The following is a 19,034-nucleotide window of genomic DNA, read 5'->3' as shown; positions in this document are numbered from 1 at the left end:
GGAGGATTATTTATTATGAAAAAATGGCTTTCGGCTTTAGCATTAACATCTGCGCTAGTAGTAGGATTAGCTGCGTGTGGATCTAACAATGGATCAAAAGATGAAAAGAAAATTGTTGTGGGTGCCTCTAATACGCCCCATGCTGAAATTTTAGAACAAGCAAAACCGATTTTAGAAAAACAAGGAATTGACTTGGAAATTAAAAAATTCCAAGATTACATCTTACCGAACACAGCTCTTGCAAACAATGAAATTGATGCAAACTACTTCCAGCACGTTCCTTATATGAATTCAGTGCTAAAAGATCACAAGGGTGAAAAAGGATATGATTTTGTAAGTGCCGGTGCCATTCACATTGAACCAATCGGTATCTACTCTAAAAAATATAAAAGCTTAAAAGATCTTCGGAAAAACGGGACAGTTATTATGCGTGATGCAGTAGCAGAGCAAGGACGTATTTTATCGATTTTTGAAAAAGCCGGCGTAATCAAATTAAAACCAGGCGTAAAGAAAACAGATGCACAAATTAAAGATATCGTAGAAAACCCGAAGAATTTGAAATTTAAAGCCGATGTTGAAGGCGGATTGTTACCTCAGATGTACAAAAACAATGAAGGTGACGCTGTTGTTATCAATGCTAACTATGCTATCGATGCTGGCTTAGATCCAGTAAAAGATCCAATCGCAGTGGAAAGCAAAGAAAATAACCCTTATGCAAACATCATTACGGTTCACAAAGGCGACGAAAATAAAGATACAGTGAAAGCTTTAGTGAAAGTTCTTCACTCTAAAGAAATTCAAGACTACATTAAAGAAAAATATAAAGGCGGAGTACTGCCGGTAAATAAATAATAGAAGAAAAGCACTTGCCCACGCTGGGCAAGTGCTTTTTTTGTATGCGGGAAAACGAATAACTCTTATTTTTCTCACGCATACTAACCGTGAAAACTTTACTGATGATGGGAGCTGACGTTATGCAGCAAGAAGCACGTCATTCAACTGAGCAAGCACTTCATGATTATAAAATGGGTGTTGGGAAATTTAGCGAAAAATTACCGGAAGTAACAAAAACGTTTAATGCGTTTACTGAAGCATGTTTTGGAGAAGGTTCTCTTTCTAAAAAAGAAAAGCAGTTAATCGCGTTAGGAATCAGCGTAGTAGCTCAAGACGAGTACTGTATGATTTATCATACAAAAGGCTGCATTGATCAAGGTGCAACTGAGCAAGAAATTTTAGAAGCATGCGGAGTGTCAGCAGCATTTGGAGGAGGCGCAGCGATGAGTCAGTCTGTTACGCTTGTCCAAGAGTGTATTTCAGAACTGACTAGCCACACGCACTAAGTAAATAAGCGGGTAAAAAAGCTTGTCTTAGAAGGCTCTATGGAGTCTTTTAAGGCAACTTTTTTATGAGTGGATTTAGTCTTGAAAAACGTACATAATGGTTTAAAACCTTTTGGGTCAAAAGGTTGCTATAAGTTTTCATTTGTTATAAGATTGTAATGAGAATAAAATGAGAATAATTAAAAAGATATAGGTATATCGTTTTTTACTATATACGTCTATAACTGGAGGTTTTAATATGGCAGGGTCAACTTTAACAATTAAAGATCTTCATGTTGCAATTGAAGGTAAAGAAATTTTAAAAGGTGTTAATTTAGAAGTTAAGGGCGGCGAAATCCATGCAATCATGGGACCAAACGGTACTGGTAAATCAACATTATCTTCAGCAATCATGGGACATCCTAAATACGAGGTTACACAAGGAAGCATCACGCTAGACGGCGAAGATGTACTTGAGATGGAAGTAGATGAGCGCGCTCGTGCAGGTCTATTCCTAGCTATGCAATATCCAAGTGAAATCAGCGGGGTAACAAATGCTGACTTCTTACGTTCAGCAATTAATGCTCGTCGTGAAGAAGGAGAAGAAATTTCACTAATGAAATTCATCCGTCAATTAGACAAAAACATGGATTTCTTAGAAATGGATCAAGATATGGCTCAGCGTTACCTAAACGAAGGTTTCTCTGGCGGTGAGAAGAAACGTAATGAAATTCTTCAATTAATGATGCTTCAACCAGGAATTGCAATTTTAGATGAAATCGATTCTGGTTTAGATATCGATGCGTTAAAAGTTGTATCAAAAGGTATTAATGAACTGCGCGGCAGCGAGTTTGGTTGCTTAATGATTACTCACTACCAACGTTTATTAAACTACATTACGCCAGATAAAGTTCACGTTATGATGCAAGGTCGCGTTGTAAAATCAGGCGGACCAGAATTGGCACAGCGTCTAGAGGCAGAAGGTTATGACTGGATCAAACAAGAATTAGGTATTGAAGACGAAACTGTAGAGCAAGAAGCTTAAGAGTTAGGAGGATCTCTATGACTATTGATACGAAATTACCATTTGATCAAGAGTACATCAGCAGCTTTTCAAAAGAAGCTAATGAACCAACTTGGCTGCTAGATCTTCGCTTACAAGCTCTTGCGAAAGCAGAAGATCTTGCACTTCCAAAGCCAGATAAAACAAACATTTCGAAATGGAACTTTACTGCATTTGACAAGCACACTTCACAGGCAAGCACAATCTCATCTGTAGACGAGCTTCCAGAAGTAGTTAAAGCATTGATTGATACAGAAGCTGTTAAAAACCTATATGTTCAGCGTGACCAAACAGCTGCATATTCGACATTAACAGAAGAGCTAAAGTCTCAAGGCGTTATCTTCACAGATATTCAAACAGCTGCTAAAGAGCATAGCGACCTTGTTGAGAAGTACTTCATGAAAGACGGAGTTAAAGTAGATGAGCACCGTTTAACTGCATTAAACGCAGCGTTATTAAACGGCGGTGTATTCGTGTACGTTCCTAAAAATGTAGAAGTACAAGAGCCGCTTCAAGCTGTATTTGTCCGTGAAGATGAAGAAGCTGCTTTATTCAACCATGTGATTGTTGTAGCTGAAGACAACAGCTCAGTAACATATGTAGAAAACTACATTGCTACTGCTGAAGAGTCAAAAGGTGTTGTTAATATCGTGACTGAAGTATTCGCTAACAGCAACGCAAAAGTAACATTTGGAGCTGTTGACTACTTAGCTAAAGGCACAACTACTTATGTGAACCGCCGCGGCGTAGCGGGCAAAGATGGTCGCATTGAGTGGGCTTTAGGCTTAATGAGTGAAGGAAATACAGTTTCAGAAAATACAACGTATCTAATGGGCGACGGTTCATATGGAGATACAAAAACGGTAACAGTTGGACGTGGAGAGCAGTCTCAAAACTTAACAACAAGTATCGTACATTTTGGAAAACATTCTGAAGGCTACATTTTAAAACACGGTGTTATGAAAGAAAGCGCGTCTTCAATCTTTAACGGTATCGGTAAAATTGAACACGGTGCGTCTAAATCAAACGCTGAGCAAGAATCTCGTGTGTTAATGTTAAGTGAAAAAGCACGTGGAGATGCAAACCCAATTCTTCTAATTGATGAAGACGATGTAACAGCAGGACACGCTGCATCTGTTGGACGCGTAGATCCAATTCAGCTTTACTACTTAATGAGCCGCGGTATTCCGCAAACAGAAGCAGAACGTCTAGTTATCCACGGATTCTTAGCACCAGTTGTAAACGAGTTGCCAATCGAAACGGTTAAAAAGCAATTAACAGATTTAATTGAAAGGAAAGTTCGGTAATGAATATCTCTGATATTCGTAAACAATTTCCTATTTTAGACCAAGAGGTAAATGGCAGCCCACTCGTTTATTTGGACAGTGCAGCAACTTCACAAAAGCCGCTTGCTGTAATTGAAGCAATTGAGAAGTATTATAAAGAATATAACTCAAACGTACACCGAGGCGTTCACACGCTTGGTACAAGAGCAACAGACGGATACGAAGGCGCTCGTGAAAAGGTTCGTAAGTTTATTAATGCAAAATCAACGGAAGAGATTATCTTTACGCGCGGTACAACGACAGCTCTTAATACAGTAGCTGCAAGCTATGGCCGTGCTAATCTCAAACCTGGTGATGAAATTGTGATTACTTATATGGAGCATCACAGCAACATCATTCCTTGGCAGCAAGTTGCCAAGGAAACAGGTGCAACGTTAAAATATATTTCATTAACAGAAGATCATGCACTTTCACTAGAAGAGGTAAAAAGCACGATTACATCCAACACCAAAATTGTATCGATTATGCAAGTATCTAACGTATTGGGCACGATTAATCCAGTAAAAGAGATTGCAGAAATTGCACATGCTAACGGTGCCGTAATGGTTGTGGATGGTGCGCAAAGTACGCCTCATATGAAGGTGGATGTACAAGATTTAGACTGCGATTTCTTTGCTTTCTCTGGACATAAAATGGGCGGACCGACTGGAATCGGCGCTCTTTATGGAAAGAAAGAGCTTCTTGAAAAAATGGAACCAATCGAGTTTGGCGGCGAAATGATTGACTTCGTAAACCTATACGAATCAACGTGGAAAGAGCTTCCTTGGAAATTTGAAGGAGGTACGCCAATCATTGCAGGTGCAATTGGTTTAGGTGCAGCGATTGATTTCTTAGAAGAAGTTGGTTTAGATAATATTCAAGCACATGAGCACAAGTTAGCGCAGTATGCACTGGATCGCTTATCGCAAGTAGATGGAATTACGATTTACGGACCGAAAGAGCGAGCGGGTGTTGTGACGTTTAATATTGAAGATGTGCATCCGCACGACGTTGCAACAGTAGTAGACGCTGATGGAATTGCGATTCGTGCAGGTCATCACTGTGCGCAGCCGCTGATGAAATATTTAAACGTATCTTCTACTGCACGTGCAAGCTTCTATTTGTATAACACGGAAGAAGAAGTAGATAAATTGGTGTCATCATTAATAAAAACGAAGGAGTATTTTACAAATGGCTTTTAATAATTTAGATACTCTCTATCGTCAAGTAATTATGGACCATTATAAAAATCCGCGTAATCGTGGAACGTTGAATGAAGATACTGTGAACATTCATATGAATAACCCGACGTGTGGAGACCGCATTGAACTTTCTTTAAAAGTAGAGGACGGCAAAGTGGTGGATGCAAAGTTCGAAGGTGAAGGATGTTCAATTTCAATGTCATCAGCTTCAATGATGACACAAGCAATTAAAGGTCAAGAAGTAGACAAAGCGTTTAAAATGGCCCATATCTTCTCTGACATGATGCAAGGTAAAGAGTATGATGATAGTATAGATTTAGGAGATATTGAAGCACTTCAAGGTGTAGCAAAATTTCCTGCGCGTATTAAATGTGCAACACTAGCGTGGAAAGCGATGGAAAAAGGTCTTAACGAACAAAAATAAGACCTTCATTCATTCCCAATCCTATCAAGTAGGGGGTAATAAAAGATGGCTAAAAAAATGCCAGAAATCGGCGATTATAAATATGGATTTTCCGATAAAGACGTATCAATTTTCCGCTCTAAACGCGGTTTAACAAAAGAAATCGTAGAAGAAATTTCTCGTATGAAAGAGGAACCACAATGGATGCTTGACTTCCGTTTGAAATCTCTAGAGCACTTCTACAACATGCCAATGCCACAGTGGGGCGGAGACATGGCAAGCTTAGACTTTGATGAAATTACGTACTACGTAAAACCATCTGAGAAGTCTGAACGCTCTTGGGATGAAGTTCCTGAAGAAATTAAACAAACGTTTGATAAACTTGGTATTCCTGAAGCAGAGCAAAAGTATCTTGCGGGTGTATCAGCTCAGTACGAATCTGAAGTTGTTTATCACAATATGAAAGAAGATCTTGAAGCACAAGGTATCGTATTTAAAGATACGGATACGGCGCTAAAAGAAAACGAAGATATTTTCCGTGAGCATTTTGGAAAAGTTATCCCGCCAACGGATAACAAATTCTCTGCACTTAACTCGGCGGTTTGGTCTGGTGGATCATTCATTTACGTACCAAAAGGCGTAAAAGTAGATACACCATTACAAGCTTATTTCCGTATTAACTCTGAAAATATGGGACAGTTTGAGCGTACGTTAATTATTGCTGATGAAGGCTCACACGTCCACTATGTAGAGGGCTGTACAGCACCTGTTTATACAACAAACTCTCTTCACAGTGCCGTTGTAGAAATCATCATCAAAAAAGATGCGTATTGCCGCTATACAACCATTCAAAACTGGGCGAACAACGTATACAACCTTGTAACAAAACGCGCGGTTTGTGAAGCAAACGCAACAATGGAATGGATTGATGGAAATATTGGTTCTAAGTTAACAATGAAATATCCAGCTGTTATCTTAAAAGGTGAAGGCGCACGTGGTATGACATTATCTATTGCCCTTGCTGGTAAAGGACAGCACCAAGATGCTGGTGCAAAAATGATTCACTTAGCACCGAACACATCTTCAACGATCGTATCAAAATCAATTTCAAAACAAGGCGGTAAAGTAACATACCGCGGTATCGTACACTTCGGCCGTAAAGCAGAAGGTGCACGTGCGAACATTGAGTGTGATACGCTAATTATGGATAATCAATCAACTTCTGATACAATTCCGTACAATGAGATTTTAAACGATAACATCTCACTTGAGCATGAAGCGAAGGTATCGAAAGTATCTGAAGAACAATTATTCTATCTAATGAGCCGCGGTATTTCTGAAGAAGAAGCAACAGAAATGATTGTAATGGGCTTTATTGAGCCATTTACAAAAGAGCTTCCAATGGAATATGCAGTAGAAATGAACCGTCTAATCAAATTTGAAATGGAAGGTTCAATCGGTTAATACTAGAAAAAACTCGTTTGCTGTTTATGCAAACGAGTTTTTTTGTATCGTTTGTATTAAAATAAAGAAAAGCGAAGCTAAGAAAATAGAGGAGGAATGGCATGATTTATATTGGAGTCACAGGCTGGGGAGATCATGATTCATTATATGAAGCGGGTGTTTCTTCAAGAGATAAGCTTGCCGTATATGCAGGCCATTTTCCAATTGTTGAAGTCGATTCATCTTTTTATGCAATTCAACCTAAATCAAATGTAGAAAAGTGGGTGAATGATACACCCGAATCTTTTCGATTTGTGGTAAAAGCCTATCAAGGCATGACAGGCCATATGAGAGAAGGGAACCCGTTTGATAGCAAGGAAGAAATGTTTCATGCATTTTTAGAATCAGTAAAGCCATACGTAAGTTCAAATAAGCTGGCCATGATTTTATTCCAAATGCCGCCTTGGTTTGACTGTACCAAAGAAAATGTAGCCTATTTGAGATATAGCCGTGAGAAGTTTGGAGATTTGCCAGTAGCCCTTGAGTTTCGAAATCAGTCCTGGTTTAAGCCATTTTTCTATGATAAAACGTTAACGTTTATGGAACAAGAGAAGTGGATTCATGGTATTTGTGATGAACCGCAGGCAGGAGAAGGATCTATTCCAATTGTGATTCATGCTACAGATAAACAGAAAACACTTATCCGTTTTCACGGACGAAACGTACACGGTTGGAATAAGCCCGCAGAAGGCAATTGGCGAGCAGTAAGGTTTTTGTATCGTTACAATGAAAAAGAGCTCCTAGAGTGGAAAGAACGTCTTGAAAAGCTGCAAAAACAAACAAAGGACATTTACCTGTTATTTAATAATAACTCCGGCGGAGATGCTGTACATAATGCCAAACAGCTCATGAGTTTATTAAATATTGAATATGAAAATTTAGCTCCTAAACAATTAGATTTTTTTAATGAATTTTAGCACTGAGTCCTATAAAAGTTTATATAAATAAGGAAGAAGGAATATAAACGTCAAATAGGTAGAAAAGTACATGTAAAACCTCACTTTTTTCTTTCAAAATCATAAATTGATTAAGAAAGGAGTGAGTTATTATGATCACCTTAGCGCCTATCGTAATTGAAGGTCATACGTTTAATGCAGTTACCGTATTGCTGCCAAAAACAACTCTGTTAACAATTTCATCAGATAAAGGGTACATTATGTGCGGAGCACTAGACGTAGGTCTATTAAATGATAAATTAGCTGATCGTCAAATAATAGCTGGAAGAGCTGTAGGCGTACGTACAATTGAGCAGCTTCTTGAAGCGCCTCTTGAATCTGTAACGCTTGAAGCTGAAAAAAGAGGGATTTTTAAAGGGACAATTGGCAAAGATGCTTTATTGAAAATGCTTTAATATAGTGGAAAATTTAAGATAAAACTTTTTAAAAGAAGCGTGAACCTCCTTATACATGCATACATATAGCTTGTAAGGAGGGATTTTTTTTGGTTAAACTTCGTCGGAAATTAACAAGAAAAGGCCCGCTTCCTTTTCGCTACGTTCTGTTGCTCACCTTTCTTTTTTTTATGCTTTCCACAGGGGTAGGATTATGGCTAATTAATAGAGGGATTGAACCCACGTTAATGAAATATGCTGAAGCACAAACAAAAGAGATTGCAACTTTAGTTATTAATAAAGCGGTGAATAAACAGGTACTTGATCAGCTGGACGTAGATGTTATTAAAGTTGAATCTACACCTAACGGTCAAGTAGCTAAAATTGACACAGCGCTTGTAAATCGGGTTAGAGCTCAGACTACGTCATTTGTTCAAGCTAATTTAAAAGAGGCAGAAAAAGGGAATTTAGATGCACTTGAACTTCCAACAGATATTCGTATTGAAAAAAATGAAAAGCTTCGGAATCAAGGAATTGTATACCAAGTTCCTCTTGGGCAAGCAACTAATAATGCGCTGCTTGGAAATCTAGGTCCGCTGATTCCGGTTAAATTTCATGCTATTGGTGACGTTCAAACAGACGTAGTGCGAAAAATCGAGGAATATGGAATAAATAATGCGTTTCTTGAAGTATCCATCAAAGTAAAAGTAAACATGCAAATCATTATCCCGTTTGCAACGAGAAAAACAACCGTTACGGCTACAATTCCTGTAGGGGGGACTGTTATCCCTGGAAATGTTCCTGATTATTTTAACGGTGGAAATTCGTCTTCTCCGGCAATTGAACTTCCGAAGAAAAATTAACAATATTATATTAACGTGATAAAGTGTTATTTAAAAAGCAGGTGCGGAAGTTCAGAAATACTTTCATATCTGCTTTTATTCATTGGAATATTTATCTGAATTTTCTATGAAAAATATTTTGACATACTATCTTCTCCCTTCTATAATTTGAGATAGGAAGTTATAGAAAGAATAATCTAAAAATTATAAAAATTTTCGTTGATCTACGATAAAAAGAGAGTAGAGAGAGAATAAGAGGGGGAATTACAGTGGAAAATAGGCCGCAGTGGGGATCAAGAGCAGGTTTTATTTTAGCAGCAGCAGGGTCAGCAATTGGACTAGGGAATATATGGAGGTTTCCGGCTACTGCATATGAAAACGGAGGAGGAGCATTTTTTCTTCCCTATTTATTTGCTTTGTTGACGGCAGGAATTCCTATTTTAATCATGGAGTTTGCTATAGGTCATAAATATAAAGGTTCCTCTCCTTTATCGTTAGCGAGACTAAGTCCAAAGGCTGAGTGGCTGGGCTGGTGGCAAGTAGCTATTTCATTTTTTATTTCCGTTTACTACTCTGTCATTATTGCATGGGCGATGTCGTATTTTATCTTTTCATTTAAGTTAAGCTGGGGAAAGGATACGGAAGCGTTCTTATATGGAGATTACTTAAAATTAGCTGAAGCACCAGGACAAACAGGAAGCATCGTATTACATGTTTTAATTCCGCTTGTACTTGTATGGATTGTAACATTAGGTGTGTTATTAAAGGGAATCAAAAAAGGAATTGAAGCAGCAAACAAAATCTTTTTACCAACACTAATTGTTCTATTTTTAATCATTGTCATTCGAGCAGTAACATTGGACGGAGCAATGGAAGGTCTGCACGCTTTCTTTAAACCAAACTGGAGCGGAATTGGAGATGGAAAGGTTTGGATTGCAGCATATGGTCAAATTTTCTTTAGTTTATCTGTTGGTTTTGCTATTATGATCACTTATTCCAGTTACCTTCCAAAAAAATCTGATTTAACTAATAATGCGTTTATTACTGGATTCGGTAATTCTGCTTTTGAATTACTAGCAGGAATCGGTGTGTTTAGCGCACTTGGGTTTATGGCTACTCAGCAAGGTATCCCAATCGATAAGGTGGTTCAGGGAGGGGTAGGACTAGCCTTTGTTGTTTTCCCGCAAATTATTAATGAATTTCCGGCCTTTAAACAGCTGTTTGGAATGTTATTCTTTGCTTCCTTAACATTAGCAGGATTAACGTCGCTTATTTCAATTATTGAAACATTTGTAGCAGGCATTCAAGATAAATTTACTATCTCACGTACAAAATCTGTATTAATAGGCGGAGGAATCGCTTCAATTTGCTCGCTATTATTTGCAACACAAGGCGGACTTTATTTCTTAGATGTGGTCGATTATTTCATTAATAACTTCGGGGTTGCTTTAGCAGGCTTAGTAGAAGTTGTATTAGTTGCTTGGGTATTTAAAAAGCTGAGCAGCCTTCAGCAGCATGCAAACGAATTTTCTGATATCCGAATCGGTTCATGGTGGAAGATATGTTTAGGAGTAGTTACACCACTTGTACTTGGGTATATGATGTTTGATAACTTCCGAAAAAATATTTCGGAAAACTACGAACAGTATGCAACGGCTTTTGTAGGTCCTTTTGGTTGGGGCGTGGCAGCTCTGGCTGTTATTTTAGGCATTGCTTTTTCTTTTGCACGATGGAAAGATGGGACGATTCGTTTGTCAGTTAAAGAGAAGGGGGTTTCTAAATAATGGATGGAAGTTCAATGACAATGATGGTTGTAGGGATGGTCATCATATGGGGCGGCTTGGCCGCAAGTATTGCTCATGCTGTGAAAAAAGCAAAAGAAAGTAAAGCATCAGGATAAAAAAACAGGAAGCATCAGCTTCCTATTTTTTTATTTTTTCTTTAGTTCTAAACGATCATTTCGTTCCCACGTTCTTAACTGAGGATATGGATCAAACGACCACTCATTTTTGCCGTTATCTTTATACATTCCATAGTGCAAGTGAGGAGGGAATTTCCCAGAAGTTCCAGGAGGTCCATAACCGGAACTTCCTACTCCGCCAATGAGTGTTCCTGGTTCTACAATTTGTCCTACTTTTAAATTTTTTGCAAATCCGCTTAAATGAGCTAAATAGTGATAGTTGTTGTGAAGGTCACGAATACCAATTCGCCAGCCTCCATATTTATTCCATCCTTTAAGCTCAATAATGCCATAGCAAGGGGATTTTACTGGAACTCCGTAATCTGCAAAAATGTCTGTTCCTTCATGAATTCGTTTGCCACCCCAGCCGCGCGCATCTCCCCATGTACTGCGATAACTGTAGTTCGCACGGAGAGGCACTGGAAATGAAGAACCTTTTAAATCAATCCGACCGTAATGGCGAAAAATTTTGGCATTCCCTAAAATAATATCAACTGCTTTAGCCCGGTGATAATAGTTCCAAAGCGCAATTTTAATATAGTCTTCGGACACCCCGAACGTCCGAATATAATTTGCCATTGTAAAAAGCATATCTTCATCATTAAATTGGTCTGCTTTTTTGTCTCCGTTCCCATCTTTGCCCATTCCCCCGAGCAGAGAAATCGTAAGTGGGTTTGTATCTTCCAAATTCGGATTTAAAGAACCTGACCATTTTTCTGGAGGGTAATAAATGGCGATCGCGCCTTTCTCTCTTGGAATATCTTTATGAGAGCGTCGAATATTTCGTTCATACTGGTCAATCCCAGCAAAGTAATACCAAGGAATCGTAGTAGCGGCTTCCATTTGTTTATACAGCTCTAATCTCTTTTGAATAAGTATTTTTTCTTGATCTGCTGCTGATTCAGCTGTTACGTGGTGCCATCCTGTGAATATAGACATGAACATAAAAAGTAAGATAATCGTTTTGCGCATCGTGTTTCCCCCTTTCTAAAAATAGTGTGTAACACTAGTTTGCAGCGAGAAAAAAGATTTCATAAATATTAATTAATGGAAATCGCTTCAAAACTTTTTTAAAGAATTTTATTCAGAAGATAAATGGAAATTATACGGAGGATGAAAACGCACACATTTGAATGGAAAATAGAAGAAAACTGAGGAAAATAAAGAGCAGACAACTTGTCGAATCTCACTTTTTTATGATAAAGTGACATATAGTTATGTTTTTAATATGTAGTTAAAATTAAGCATATAGGTTATAGACATTTTCTAGATTGGTGGAGTTGATAATATGGCAACAAAAGAAGAGCATGTCCGCAAACCCGAGTGGCTGAAGATTAAGCTAAACACAAACGAAAATTACACAGGCTTAAAGAAAATGATGCGTGAGAAAAACCTTCATACAGTTTGTGAAGAAGCAAGATGTCCGAATATTCATGAGTGTTGGGCTGTTCGTCGTACGGCAACTTTTATGATTTTGGGAGAAGTATGTACACGTGCCTGTCGTTTTTGCGCGGTTAAGACAGGTTTACCAACAGAATTAGATTTAGAAGAGCCAGAACGCGTAGCGGATTCTGTGCAGCTAATGAACTTAAAACATGCGGTTATTACAGTAGTAGCTCGCGATGATTTAAAAGACGGAGGAGCAAGCGTATTAGCTGAAACAATTCGTGCGATTCGTCGTAAAAATCCATTCACAACAATTGAAGTATTGCCTTCTGATATGGGCGGTGTGGAAGAGAACTTACGTATTGTAATGGATGCACGTCCTGATATTTTAAATCATAATATTGAAACAGTACGCAGCCTTACTCCTCGTGTTCGTGCTCGTGCTAAATATGATCGTTCTCTTGAGTTCCTTCGCCGTGCAAAAGAAATGCAGCCGGATATTCCTACGAAATCAAGTATCATGCTTGGTCTAGGAGAAACAAAAGAAGAAATTATTGAAACGATGGATGATTTGCGTGCAAATAATGTAGATATTATGACGCTAGGCCAATATCTACAGCCAACTAAAAAGCACATAAAAGTTCAAAAATATTACCATCCAAATGAATTTGAAGAGCTAAAAGAAATTGCATTATCAAAAGGATTCAGCCATGTTGAAGCAGGTCCTCTTGTACGTTCTTCTTACCATGCAGATGAGCAAGTTAACGCTGCTGCAAAAAACAAAGCACAAGAAAGCAAATAAGGTAAAAAAGGTGATGATATGCTCATCACCTTTTTTGTTTATTCGACCATATCTTTGTCCGTCATCGGTTCATTCAATTCGTTTTTCTCTCTTCCATTTGCATCTTCTCCGCCGTTCATTTTACGCCCTTGGGGAGATTTCAGCATTTGTTGAATAACGGCATCGATTCGTTTTCTAGCATCATTCGTTTGCGTATTCATTTCACTGATATTTTCGATTTGGTCCATCTGTTTCGGATTATCTGAGACGTATACATGATAATAACGAGGAACTACAGACATAGCTGTACGTTTTACCTGATCGGCTGCGTTATTCCGGTTTTTAGCATCTGTTTTATAAGCAACAAGCACATCTTTATCGGTTACTAGCGTAGCGGCTTGCTTAATATTTGGTATAGCGGTGCTCAGTTTACTAATATTATCGGCTGCTTCTTCTCGATTAAATGTTCCTACTTGGTTCATATTGGAATTTTGCTCATTTGTGTTTTTAGTGTATCGGACATATCCATAATTTGTGCCGCTATTATTATTTGGATTATAATAATGATTAGGCTCGTTTACATTAATGGCATCTGGGTTGTTTGGTGATAAATTTTCATTTTCAGCTGTGTTTTTATTTTGACAGCCAATGGTTAAAATACTTGTTATCAAAGCGATTCCAAGAATAGATTTCTTCACCATTTCCACCTCCTGTAGTTAAATATCGTACGCCAGGTAAACCGGCGAACCTTCATGTGGAGCATAAAAGATCAGTAGGTATACCGATAAAACTCCTACAGGATTAGAGTGCTGCTTATAGGTGAAAAATTTCATGTTAATTGATGGTTTCATCATCATAATTATGGTATGGTAAATTTTAAGAGAAGAGGTGTGAGCAATGGTCTGTATCAATAATATTTGTTATGAAGTATTAAGAGATGAGCGCGAGGCATTTAATGAAGAGGCGTTTAGAGGTCGCTTTATTGACGTGCTGAGCCGCTATGACTATATTGTGGGAGATTGGGGATACAATCAGCTTCGACTGCGAGGCTTTTTTGATGACCGAAATCAAAAGGCAACGTATGATACGAAGATTAGTACGCTTCAAGACTATTTACATGAATATTGTAATTTTGGCTGTGCGTATTTTGTTTTAAAAAAAGTCCATAAGTAAAAAAAGGCAAGCCGAAGACACTAATTGTCCTTCACGCTGCCTTTTTTTTTTTTAGATGATTTCATATAAAAATTCGCGAAGTTCCTGACCGTCTTCACTGTTTAATTTAAATACTTCTTCAAGATAGTTTGGTTCTTCAAGGTCATCTTGTCCAATGATGGCAAAGCGTCCTCCTTGAATATCAAGAACAACTTGTTTGCCATAATAACGGTCGGTTTGGATAATAGCTAAATCAAATCGTTGATTTTCGCCCATAAAGCTGACAAACCTGGTCTTTGTAGATACAACATCATCATATAGATAAAAGCGTTCGCTCATAGGTATACTCCTTTCATAGGTTGTATTTGTATCATATCAAATAAGGTCAAAAACAAAAATGAATTTATCAAATGGATAATGGGTCATGATAAAATAGAACAGGAACCCCGTTTGTTTATGAAAAAAGATTTATAGAGAGCTGACAACTAGGGAGGAAATAATATGTACTTTGTAGATCGTGAAAAAATAGAAGCCACGCTTGTTTTTTTTGATGAACATGTTCGTTTGTTTTCTGAGCATTCGAGCTGGAACACAGAAATAGAGAAAAAGGCATTAGAGAGAATTGTACATCTTTTAATTGAAAACGTTTTAGATGTAGGAAATGCAATGATTGATGGGTTTATTATGAGAGATCCAGGCAGTTACGACGATATCATTGACATTTTAGTTGATGAGAAAGTGGTTAAAAAAGAGGAAGAAACGCCATTAAAAGAGATTGTTCAATTGCGTAAAAGCCTTGTTCAAGAATATGTGGATGTTAATCATCAGGATATTTATCAAAAAGTGATGCAGCATAAAGACGTACTGGCAGCATTTTCAGAGCGCGTAAGGACATATCTAGAGACAGAGTTAGGACCTGTGTCTGCTTTTCGTAACTAAAGGCAAGCAAGTTGTAGTTGTATAAAAAATAAGCTATGATTTCAAGTATGAGACTTGAAAGGAGATCACACAACATGAAGGAATATAAAGGATATTTGATTGATTTAGACGGAACAATGTACAAAGGAACAGAGCTAATTGCCGAGGCGCGTGATTTTGTTATTAAATTAAAGGAAAAAGGAATTCCTTATTTATTTGTAACAAACAACTCCACAAAAACGCCCGATAAAGTAGCTGAAAAGCTAGAGGCATTTGGCATTCCTGCAACAGAAGAGCAAGTTTTTACAACGAGCCAGGCAACAGCTAATTATTTGCATGAACGCAAAGCAAACGCTTCAGCTTATGTAATTGGTGGAGAAGGAATCCGACATGCGCTGCTTGAAAAAGGATTTACCATTGAAGAGGAAGATACGGATTTCGTAGTTGTTGGTTTGGATCAGGAAATTACATATGAAAAATTAGCAAAAGCATGTTTAAACGTTCGAAACGGCGCCTTTTTTGTTTCAACTAACGGAGATATTGCGATTCCTACTGAAAGAGGCTTACTACCTGGTAATGGATCTATCACGTCCGTTATTACGGTTTCTACCCAAACAAATCCAGTATTTATTGGCAAACCAGAAAGTATTATTATGGAGCAAGCCCTTGAAGTCATCGGTACGCCAAAAGAAGAAACAATCATGATTGGTGATTACTATGATACAGATATTTTAGCAGGGATGAATGCAGGCTTAGATACATTACTAGTCCATACAGGGGTAACAACAAGAGAGTTACTAGAAGGATATGAGAAAAAGCCAACTTATACGGTAGATTCACTAAAAGAGTGGATGGAGCGAATTTAAAAAGCTGTCAATTGACAGCTTTTTTTGTTTTTTAAACCTATTCTTGACTGGCAGCCCGGTGCGCTAACCGGCTAGAAGCAGCGGCAGCAATTGCGCCTACTAAATCATCTAAGAAAGTGTGGCATTCTCCAGTCGATTTATCGTTTAATCGTTCTAGAATACCCGGCTTTTGTTTATCGATATACCCGTAATTGGTAAAGCCGATTGATCCGTACACATTTACAATCGACAATGCTAAAATCTCGTCGATACCGTATAAACCTTCGTCTTTCTCAAGAATATCCAACAGAGGCGGCTCAATCACTTTTTTTTCCGTGAGGACATCTAGTTGAATACCCGTTAAAATAGCATTTTGAACTTCTCGTTTAGAAATGACGCGTTCAACGTTATATAAACAGTCTTCGATTGTTAAGTTTGGGTGATACTTTTTTTGCAAGTAATAGACCAGTTCAGCAATGTCTGTAAGAGCCACGCCGCGTTCTATTAACCATTCTCTTGCTTTTTTTTCTAACTCACTTTGTGTATGTTTTTTCTCCAAGTATCATCACCTGTTTTCTATATATTTTTAAGTCTAAAGTTGTTTCATACTACTAACCCGGAGTAAATAACTATAAATGGTGTATTTCTAATCTATTCATTCCTCCGTAAATATTATGACAAGTAATGTTGTTTTCCATCATATAATTTCTTGAATGAATGAAGAGAGGGATTAAAATGATACAAACCATTTATGAGCATTATGGATTACGTCCAAATGAATTTATGCCCGTTGGTAAATTTGAAGGTTTTCAGTATCGAGATATTTTATATACAATCATTAATGTAAAGCAAATGGAACAAGACGAGTTAAATGAACTATATCAAATGAGTCAATTTCTGATGGGTCAAGGTGATCGCCATGTGGCAACATTTATGCCTAATTTGAATGGTGAAATGATTACAGAAACTGAAACTGAAAAATTTATCATTTGCCGCTGTCTTGCGGAAGAGAAAAACCCCAATTTTTCACCTGGGCACGAGCTAGCTGTTTTTCATCAAAAAGGGAGGCTGTTTCCTTATGAAGTGGAAAAAGCAAACCGGCTAGGGCAATGGAAGTCCATGTGGGAGAAGCGTCTCGACCAGATGGAGCAATTTTGGTATGGAAGATTACGTGCTTTGCCTAATCAAGAGATGGAAAAACGTTTTTTAGAAACTTTTCCTTATTATCTAGGATTAACGGAAAATGCTATTCAATACCTAGTAGACACGGAAATTGACGATTTGCCTCGTTCAGTTGACGCTGCGACGATTTGTCACCATCGGTTCGGCCAAAAAACATGGGGGGAAGACTACGTTTACAAGCTCCCAGCAGATTGGGTCTTCGATCACCCGAGCAGAGATATAGCTGAATATATAAGGGAACAATATTTATTAACATACGCTGTTGATGAAGGGCACATGCATCAGTTTTTAAGTGAATACGAAAAGGTAAATCCACTTTCTTCTTTTTCTTGGAGACTGTTATATGCTAGACTTCTTTTTCCCGTTCATTATTTTGAGGTCATTGAAGGGTATTACAGTGTACAAGATGAGAAGCAAAAACAAAAGTATTATGAGAAGCTGGAAGGAGTATTAGCTCATTCTTCTCACTACGAAGCTTTTCTGAAGCGCTTTTACCAGTCGGTGGGTATTTCAACGTCTCGTTATCACATTCCTGAATTAACATGGATTCATTAAAAAGCGATTACTATAGAATATGATAAAATAGAAAAATAGGTGTTGGATAATCCAAACCTGTTTTTCTATTTTGTTTTTGTGCATGCAGTTTAAAAAGGATAAAGAGGTGGCGTACATATGGACAAGCCGTTTGTATTTATTACGAGAAAAATACCGAATGAATTAATCGAACCTTTAAAGGCAGTAGCGAATGTGGAAATGTGGGATAAAGAAGATGAGGCAGTCCCTCATGAGCTGCTTTGTGAAAAAGCTAAGCACGCACATGCTCTATTAACAATGCTTTCAGATCGTATTGACAGTGAATTGCTTACGCAAGCTCCTCATTTAAAGATTGTAGCTAACTTGGCGGTCGGATTCGATAATATTGACGTAGAAGCGGCAACTGAACGAGGAGTTATCGTTTCTAATACGCCCGATGTTTTATCTGATACAACAGCAGATTTAACGTTTGGTTTATTAATGAGTGTAGCTAGACGTTTAGTAGAAGCTGCTGAATATGTGAAAGAAAATCAGTGGAAAAGCTGGAGTCCATTTTTGTTAGCAGGCAGAGATGTTCATCATAAAACATTAGGTATTGTTGGAATGGGGAAAATTGGAGAGACGCTTGCGAAACGTGCTACAGGTTTTGATATGGAAATTCTGTACCACAATCGAAGCCGCAACCTTCAAGCGGAAAAAAAGCTCGATGCAGTTTACTGTGAGTTAAATGAGCTGCTTGAACGATCTGATTTTGTTGTTTGTTTGACACCATTAACGGACGAAACCAAACATTTATTTAATGCATCAGCATTTGAACAGATGAAAAAAACTGCGATTTTTATTAATGCTTCAAGAGGAGCGGTGGTTGATGAGCAAGCATTGTTACATGCGATTCAATCTGGTGAAATTGCTGGAGCTGGCTTGGATGTATTCGATCAAGAGCCTATTTCTGCTTCTCACCCTCTTCTTCAGTTGCCTAACGTTATCGGGCTTCCTCATATCGGCAGTGCGAGTATCGAAACGCGCACGGAAATGATTTCTTTATGTGTTAAAAACATTAAAGCAGTACTTACAAACGAGTCTCCTATTACAATTGTAAATAAAGAAGCGTTTGCGAAAAAATCATAACAGAAAAAGACAATTTCATTTCGGTGAAATTGTCTTTTTTTTATTAAAAAACAGTGGGAGCCATGTTATGATAATAAAATGAAATATTTTAAAAATTTACATTTATCTTTATATACCAATTTTTTTAACGAGTTTACGAGAAAAGATGGCAAGTAAACCTT

22 protein-coding genes are annotated in these 19,034 nt (G+C 37.8%); 18 read left to right on the top strand and 4 right to left on the bottom strand.

Features of this window, described 5'->3' with window-relative positions:
- The first annotated feature begins 15 nt into the window (after positions 1–15).
- From LJC66_RS25250 to LJC66_RS25195, 12 genes are all read left to right on the top strand, one after another.
- Entirely contained in the window at positions 16–852 is an 837-nt protein-coding gene (locus tag LJC66_RS25250; RefSeq protein WP_230933762.1) for a MetQ/NlpA family ABC transporter substrate-binding protein, read from the top strand.
- Positions 853–974: 122 nt separating this feature from the next.
- Positions 975–1,340, top strand: a complete 366-nt coding sequence (locus tag LJC66_RS25245) for a carboxymuconolactone decarboxylase family protein (RefSeq protein ID WP_013059648.1) — start codon at positions 975–977, stop codon at positions 1,338–1,340.
- A 238-nt stretch (positions 1,341–1,578) separates the two neighbouring features.
- A complete protein-coding gene (sufC, locus tag LJC66_RS25240; protein ID WP_013059647.1) occupies positions 1,579–2,364 on the top strand; it encodes a Fe-S cluster assembly ATPase SufC in 786 nt (261 codons plus the stop codon).
- 17 nt (positions 2,365–2,381) lie between these two features.
- Positions 2,382–3,689: a Fe-S cluster assembly protein SufD gene (gene sufD, locus LJC66_RS25235; RefSeq protein WP_153253913.1), complete on the top strand. Its 1,308-nt coding sequence runs from the start codon at positions 2,382–2,384 to the stop codon at positions 3,687–3,689.
- Positions 3,689–4,909 (top strand): cysteine desulfurase, encoded by a 1,221-nt coding sequence (locus LJC66_RS25230; RefSeq protein WP_013059645.1) that lies wholly within the window; start codon positions 3,689–3,691, stop codon positions 4,907–4,909. The genes sufD and LJC66_RS25230 overlap by 1 nt, the downstream gene beginning before the upstream one ends.
- The gene (gene sufU / locus LJC66_RS25225) at positions 4,899–5,333 is read left to right on the top strand and encodes a Fe-S cluster assembly sulfur transfer protein SufU (protein ID WP_013085338.1); all 435 of its coding nucleotides are present in this window, start codon (positions 4,899–4,901) and stop codon (positions 5,331–5,333) included. Before LJC66_RS25230 ends, sufU begins: the two co-directional genes overlap by 11 nt.
- A gap of 45 nt (positions 5,334–5,378) precedes the next feature.
- Entirely contained in the window at positions 5,379–6,776 is a 1,398-nt protein-coding gene (gene sufB / locus LJC66_RS25220; protein ID WP_013059643.1) for a Fe-S cluster assembly protein SufB, read from the top strand.
- Positions 6,777–6,877: 101 nt separating this feature from the next.
- Positions 6,878–7,732, top strand: coding sequence for a DUF72 domain-containing protein (locus LJC66_RS25215; RefSeq protein WP_014457889.1), 855 nt, complete (start codon positions 6,878–6,880; stop codon positions 7,730–7,732).
- Positions 7,733–7,863: 131 nt separating this feature from the next.
- Entirely contained in the window at positions 7,864–8,166 is a 303-nt protein-coding gene (locus tag LJC66_RS25210; protein ID WP_013059641.1) for a YunC family protein, read from the top strand.
- A gap of 89 nt (positions 8,167–8,255) precedes the next feature.
- Complete coding sequence (gene yunB, locus LJC66_RS25205; protein WP_013059640.1) at positions 8,256–9,008, top strand: sporulation protein YunB; 753 nt, start codon at positions 8,256–8,258, stop codon at positions 9,006–9,008.
- Positions 9,009–9,256: 248 nt separating this feature from the next.
- A complete protein-coding gene (locus LJC66_RS25200) occupies positions 9,257–10,771 on the top strand; it encodes a sodium-dependent transporter (protein WP_230933761.1) in 1,515 nt (504 codons plus the stop codon).
- Positions 10,771–10,887 carry a methionine/alanine import family NSS transporter small subunit gene (locus LJC66_RS25195; protein WP_107918137.1) on the top strand — a complete coding sequence of 39 codons (117 nt, stop codon included), beginning with the start codon at positions 10,771–10,773 and terminating at the stop codon, positions 10,885–10,887. Before LJC66_RS25200 ends, LJC66_RS25195 begins: the two co-directional genes overlap by 1 nt.
- A 30-nt stretch (positions 10,888–10,917) precedes the next feature.
- On the opposite strand, the gene LJC66_RS25190 is transcribed toward LJC66_RS25195, so the two are convergent.
- The gene (locus LJC66_RS25190) at positions 10,918–11,919 is read right to left on the bottom strand and encodes a M23 family metallopeptidase (protein ID WP_285852940.1); all 1,002 of its coding nucleotides are present in this window, start codon (positions 11,917–11,919) and stop codon (positions 10,918–10,920) included.
- A 316-nt stretch (positions 11,920–12,235) separates the two neighbouring features.
- Between LJC66_RS25190 and lipA the strand changes: the two genes are divergently transcribed.
- On the top strand, positions 12,236–13,135 hold the full coding sequence (gene lipA / locus LJC66_RS25185) for a lipoyl synthase (RefSeq protein WP_050688959.1): 900 nt from the start codon (positions 12,236–12,238) through the stop codon (positions 13,133–13,135).
- A gap of 38 nt (positions 13,136–13,173) precedes the next feature.
- Here the strand turns inward: lipA and LJC66_RS25180 are convergent, their stop codons facing one another.
- A complete protein-coding gene (locus LJC66_RS25180; protein ID WP_013059636.1) occupies positions 13,174–13,815 on the bottom strand; it encodes a YhcN/YlaJ family sporulation lipoprotein in 642 nt (213 codons plus the stop codon).
- A gap of 196 nt (positions 13,816–14,011) precedes the next feature.
- On the opposite strand from LJC66_RS25180, the gene LJC66_RS25175 reads away from it, so the two are divergent.
- Positions 14,012–14,287 carry a YutD family protein gene (locus tag LJC66_RS25175; RefSeq protein ID WP_028409603.1) on the top strand — a complete coding sequence of 92 codons (276 nt, stop codon included), beginning with the start codon at positions 14,012–14,014 and terminating at the stop codon, positions 14,285–14,287.
- 51 nt (positions 14,288–14,338) lie between these two features.
- Here LJC66_RS25175 and LJC66_RS25170 read toward each other — a convergent pair whose 3' ends face one another.
- Complete coding sequence (locus LJC66_RS25170; protein WP_013059634.1) at positions 14,339–14,605, bottom strand: DUF3055 domain-containing protein; 267 nt, start codon at positions 14,603–14,605, stop codon at positions 14,339–14,341.
- Positions 14,606–14,767: 162 nt separating this feature from the next.
- Here LJC66_RS25170 and LJC66_RS25165 point away from each other — a divergent pair, with 162 nt between their 5' ends.
- Both LJC66_RS25165 and LJC66_RS25160 read left to right on the top strand, forming a co-directional pair.
- Entirely contained in the window at positions 14,768–15,205 is a 438-nt protein-coding gene (locus LJC66_RS25165; protein WP_230933760.1) for a DUF86 domain-containing protein, read from the top strand.
- A gap of 74 nt (positions 15,206–15,279) precedes the next feature.
- Positions 15,280–16,050, top strand: coding sequence for a TIGR01457 family HAD-type hydrolase (locus LJC66_RS25160; protein ID WP_013059632.1), 771 nt, complete (start codon positions 15,280–15,282; stop codon positions 16,048–16,050).
- Positions 16,051–16,087: 37 nt separating this feature from the next.
- Here LJC66_RS25160 and LJC66_RS25155 read toward each other — a convergent pair whose 3' ends face one another.
- Positions 16,088–16,588: a phosphatidylglycerophosphatase A family protein gene (locus LJC66_RS25155; protein WP_013059631.1), complete on the bottom strand. Its 501-nt coding sequence runs from the start codon at positions 16,586–16,588 to the stop codon at positions 16,088–16,090.
- Between the two features lie 176 nt (positions 16,589–16,764).
- Between LJC66_RS25155 and yutH the strand changes: the two genes are divergently transcribed.
- Together yutH and LJC66_RS25145 are read left to right on the top strand one after the other, a co-directional pair.
- Complete coding sequence (gene yutH, locus LJC66_RS25150; RefSeq protein WP_230933759.1) at positions 16,765–17,766, top strand: spore coat putative kinase YutH; 1,002 nt, start codon at positions 16,765–16,767, stop codon at positions 17,764–17,766.
- A gap of 117 nt (positions 17,767–17,883) precedes the next feature.
- Positions 17,884–18,873 (top strand): 2-hydroxyacid dehydrogenase, encoded by a 990-nt coding sequence (locus tag LJC66_RS25145; protein WP_230933758.1) that lies wholly within the window; start codon positions 17,884–17,886, stop codon positions 18,871–18,873.
- Positions 18,874–19,034: the final 161 nt, after the last annotated feature.

The organism is Priestia sp. TSO9 (assembly GCF_021029645.1).
Classification (GTDB): Bacteria; Bacillota; Bacilli; order Bacillales; family Bacillaceae_H; genus Priestia; species Priestia megaterium_E.
Note: the sequence above shows the minus strand (reverse complement) of the source record. Positions and strands in the feature narration are given on the sequence as shown.

Bases quoted from the DNA above. Each gene is read 5' to 3' on its own strand.
- LJC66_RS25190 (WP_285852940.1), bottom strand. From the start codon at position 11,919: ATGCGCAAAACGATTATCTTACTTTTTATGTTCATGTCTATATTCACA.
- LJC66_RS25165 (WP_230933760.1), top strand. From the start codon at position 14,768: ATGTACTTTGTAGATCGTGAAAAAATAGAAGCCACGCTTGTTTTTTTT.
- LJC66_RS25170 (WP_013059634.1), bottom strand. From the start codon at position 14,605: ATGAGCGAACGCTTTTATCTATATGATGATGTTGTATCTACAAAGACC.
- sufU (WP_013085338.1), top strand. From the start codon at position 4,899: ATGGCTTTTAATAATTTAGATACTCTCTATCGTCAAGTAATTATGGAC.
- LJC66_RS25180 (WP_013059636.1), bottom strand. From the start codon at position 13,815: ATGGTGAAGAAATCTATTCTTGGAATCGCTTTGATAACAAGTATTTTA.
- LJC66_RS25160 (WP_013059632.1), top strand. From the start codon at position 15,280: ATGAAGGAATATAAAGGATATTTGATTGATTTAGACGGAACAATGTAC.
- LJC66_RS25210 (WP_013059641.1), top strand. From the start codon at position 7,864: ATGATCACCTTAGCGCCTATCGTAATTGAAGGTCATACGTTTAATGCA.
- sufC (WP_013059647.1), top strand. From the start codon at position 1,579: ATGGCAGGGTCAACTTTAACAATTAAAGATCTTCATGTTGCAATTGAA.
- sufB (WP_013059643.1), top strand. From the start codon at position 5,379: ATGGCTAAAAAAATGCCAGAAATCGGCGATTATAAATATGGATTTTCC.
- LJC66_RS25195 (WP_107918137.1), top strand. From the start codon at position 10,771: ATGGATGGAAGTTCAATGACAATGATGGTTGTAGGGATGGTCATCATA.
- LJC66_RS25215 (WP_014457889.1), top strand. From the start codon at position 6,878: ATGATTTATATTGGAGTCACAGGCTGGGGAGATCATGATTCATTATAT.
- LJC66_RS25230 (WP_013059645.1), top strand. From the start codon at position 3,689: ATGAATATCTCTGATATTCGTAAACAATTTCCTATTTTAGACCAAGAG.
- LJC66_RS25175 (WP_028409603.1), top strand. From the start codon at position 14,012: ATGGTCTGTATCAATAATATTTGTTATGAAGTATTAAGAGATGAGCGC.
- sufD (WP_153253913.1), top strand. From the start codon at position 2,382: ATGACTATTGATACGAAATTACCATTTGATCAAGAGTACATCAGCAGC.
- LJC66_RS25250 (WP_230933762.1), top strand. From the start codon at position 16: ATGAAAAAATGGCTTTCGGCTTTAGCATTAACATCTGCGCTAGTAGTA.
- lipA (WP_050688959.1), top strand. From the start codon at position 12,236: ATGGCAACAAAAGAAGAGCATGTCCGCAAACCCGAGTGGCTGAAGATT.
- yutH (WP_230933759.1), top strand. From the start codon at position 16,765: ATGATACAAACCATTTATGAGCATTATGGATTACGTCCAAATGAATTT.
- LJC66_RS25145 (WP_230933758.1), top strand. From the start codon at position 17,884: ATGGACAAGCCGTTTGTATTTATTACGAGAAAAATACCGAATGAATTA.
- LJC66_RS25245 (WP_013059648.1), top strand. From the start codon at position 975: ATGCAGCAAGAAGCACGTCATTCAACTGAGCAAGCACTTCATGATTAT.